At 42.9% G+C, this 3,197-nt stretch carries 3 protein-coding genes; 2 read left to right on the top strand and 1 reads right to left on the bottom strand.

The window, feature by feature from the left end; translation table 11 throughout:
- Positions 1-43: 43 nt before the first annotated feature.
- The gene (gene dgt / locus D9603_RS14315) at positions 44-1,567 is read right to left on the bottom strand and encodes a dGTPase (RefSeq protein ID WP_128731830.1); all 1,524 of its coding nucleotides are present in this window, start codon (positions 1,565-1,567) and stop codon (positions 44-46) included.
- A 616-nt stretch (positions 1,568-2,183) separates the two neighbouring features.
- On the opposite strand from dgt, the gene D9603_RS14310 reads away from it, so the two are divergent.
- Positions 2,184-2,786: a class I SAM-dependent methyltransferase gene (locus D9603_RS14310; RefSeq protein WP_128731829.1), complete on the top strand. Its 603-nt coding sequence runs from the start codon at positions 2,184-2,186 to the stop codon at positions 2,784-2,786.
- A gap of 4 nt (positions 2,787-2,790) precedes the next feature.
- Positions 2,791-3,078 (top strand): hypothetical protein, encoded by a 288-nt coding sequence (locus tag D9603_RS14305; RefSeq protein WP_194086972.1) that lies wholly within the window; start codon positions 2,791-2,793, stop codon positions 3,076-3,078.
- Positions 3,079-3,197 lie beyond the last annotated feature (119 nt).

Below are 3,197 nucleotides of genomic sequence, written 5' to 3'. Positions count from 1 at the left end.
CGCTTTACGCGGCGATCTTTTCAACAAGGCTCAAATATCAACCTCAATCCAACGCGGTCAACGCACGATAGGTATCATAAGCAAACTGGTCAGTCATGCCGCTGATAAAGTCCTGAATAAGGCGGCAGCGATAATAAAACTCAAAAATCGGCTCGGCTTGTTCAGCTTCACTAAGCTGCGCTATGGTCTCGCGGTATACCGCAACATATTTTTTGGAAATCCGATTAATCAATCGCGACTCTATCGCAAAACTATGCTCGCCATTTAATGCAGCGTGAAAATCATCGGAATCTAAATCAAGCACCCGCTGATATTCGTTTAATATACTGCTGGTGATCTTATAACCTTGAAGCTCCAACTGCTCGACTTCTTTGTTCGAAAACACCTTGTTGATTGCCACCGTTTTCAGCGACTTTACAATAGCATGAAGATGGCTGTTATCTTCCAATAACGAAGCGTTAAAGCTCCCCTCGTAGATCGCTTCAATATTATCGATAAAACGCGTTTTGGCATGTTCAGCAAGCGGGTGCAACAACCCCACGCGGAGCCAAATAAAAAACTCATTATCAAAATTTGCCATATGCTTACTGGCTTTATCATTGGCGTAGTGGAGCTTTTTACTCATTAGCTCCAAGTGTTTATCATCAGTAATACCAAACCCTGCGGCGATATTTTGATATTCCTCTATTAAACAGCCCGTTAACTCATCTACGCAAATAATGCCTTTTTCTACAGCGTCTTCCATATCAGCAAGGCAATAAGCAATATCGTCAGCCGCTTCCATGATGTAAGCTACAGGGTGGCGATTACCTACTTGGATCTGCAGTTTGTCGCACAGCTCACTGACAAACCCACTTTCACTAAAGTAATATCCAACTTTCTTTTGTAGATAAGACTTGTCAGTAGCCACAGTTGATTTAGGTGTGGTTGCGCAGCGGGTATATTTCATCACCGTGGCACACTGTGAATAGGTAAGATTAAGGCGAGAAAGCGTATGAATAACGCGAATGGCCTGCGCGTTACCTTCAAAACTACAAATATCGAGCAGTAACTCCATTGCTTGATTTAGCACCGCCAAGTCCGACGCTTTGCTCTTATTTGAACCATATCTAAGCGCGGCCTGAGTACTTTTTGCAAACCGTTGATGTTGACTCAAATAACGCTTAAACCAATCCTTGATAGCGGCCTCGCCAAAGTGACCAAATGCTGGGTTACCAATATCGTGCATCAAGCAGGCCATTTCAGACAGAGTGACCAAACACTCAGACAAATCCACTAGCTGGCCGTTTTTATCTTCATATTGCAGCAAATCTAGCCGACCTTGCTGCACCAGCGCATCAACAATTTTTTTAGCAATGTAACGGCCATTTTGCTGTACCTCCAGCGAGTGCGTTAAGCGCGAACGCACCGCCGCATTACGCTCAAGCGGAAATACCTGAGTTTTTTGTTGCAACCGCCTAAGTGCAGCACTGTTGATAATACGCCCGCGGTCGCTTTCAAGGCTACTCGCCTCGCTGCCACCGGTATTGTAAGAACGCTCGTTTGTTATTTTATTTTTGAAGTGCATGCGACTTTCCTGTTGAGACCCAAGCTATATTTCCAATGTAGGTGAATGTGGAAAAGTTGTAAACCGGAGCGACACCTCGCATAGCCAGGCTACAAGCAAGCCCTCATACAAGACAAGCTTGCGCAGTACCTCTGAACTGAAGTAACCGCAGGAAAAACACAGCAAATATCAATAGAATCAGCAAATCGATAAAAATAGCTGTAATGTACTGTAATAGGCTAGTTCATCTATATTTGTTATTTTTATCAGTTTGAATTAACCCTAGTTTTAATAGTTTGGCAAAAAATATCTAACACTTTGGTGGCAAAAGCATCGGAATTTGACGCAAATCACTACAAAACGTATGGATTTTCGGGTTTAATACTCTCAGCATTCGTTTACATCTAATTTCAAATGAATATATACAGCGGTTAAGGATGAAGTAACCGCTCACGAACAGGATCTTTATGTGTTTGAGCGTTTATCTAACCATTTAGATTAGTAATATCAGCTTTACTGTGGCATCACATTGGTAATGGACAGCAAATGTGAGCTGACGGAGTTTCAATGGTGACATGGAAATCATACTTTTCGTCATTTACACTGCGCCACTAAATGAAGTTATGTTAGGTAAAAAATGTCCAAAATTACGCTCGCTTATTACGATCAACACGCAGAAGAATTTGCAAACTCAACACTCAATGTGGACATGCAACCGCTTTATCGGGAGTTTCTTCCTGAATTACCAAAGCGTGAGAAACGTCATATCCATATTTTTGACGCAGGCTGTGGCTGTGGCCGCGACGCGGTAGCGTTTAAGCAACTTGGCTTTGAAGTCAGCGCAATGGATGCGTGCGAAAAGCTAGTGAAGATTGCCGCTACACAACTAGGCCAGCCAGTGAGGCACCAATTCTTTGAAGAGATACAAGATATTGCTGCTTTTGATGGTATTTGGGCCTGTGCCAGTCTTTTACATGTCGCAGAGCAAGATCTACCCAATGTTTTTGTGAAGTTACAAGACGCGCTTAAATCTCATGGCGTGTTGTATGTTTCGTTCAAATATGGTGCTGGTGAACGAGAGCACAATGGTCGCAGATTTACAGATCTCAATGAAGAGGGGTTATCAAAAGTTATCGCAGCATGTCCAAACCTCAACATCATTAAGCTATGGGTGACGGAAGATAGAAGGCCCAACCGAGATAATGAGCTTTGGTTAAACGCTCTACTTAGGAAGGATTAATCAAGTGAGCAGTAATTACCAAGGAGGAAAACTTGCGCTGTGCACGGATAAGCAACTTTATGTAGGGGGCGATGACCCCTTACTGCCTGCGTTGCTTCATGCCATCGAGCAAGCTGACGAGATTGAAATTACCGTTTCATTTATTCAGCGCTCTGGTCTTGATTTACTCTTTGATGCTTTGTATGACGCCCTAGTAAACGGCACCACCTTAAAGTTACTTACTTCAGACTATCTAGACTTCACTTGCCCGCTCGCACTTAAAGAATTGATGACACTACATAGTCGATTCTGAATATTGTTGTTTTGATGCTTAGATTGGCAGTACAAGATCAGTCCAGCCTGAGCATCATCTTTATCGACAGGTTATTACGCAGCGCTTTTCGCTGCTAATAACTGATATAAAATACAGGC

The organism is Pseudoalteromonas sp. PS5 (assembly GCF_004103255.1).
Classification (GTDB): domain Bacteria; phylum Pseudomonadota; class Gammaproteobacteria; order Enterobacterales; family Alteromonadaceae; genus Pseudoalteromonas; species Pseudoalteromonas peptidolytica.
Note: the sequence above shows the minus strand (reverse complement) of the source record. Positions and strands in the feature narration are given on the sequence as shown.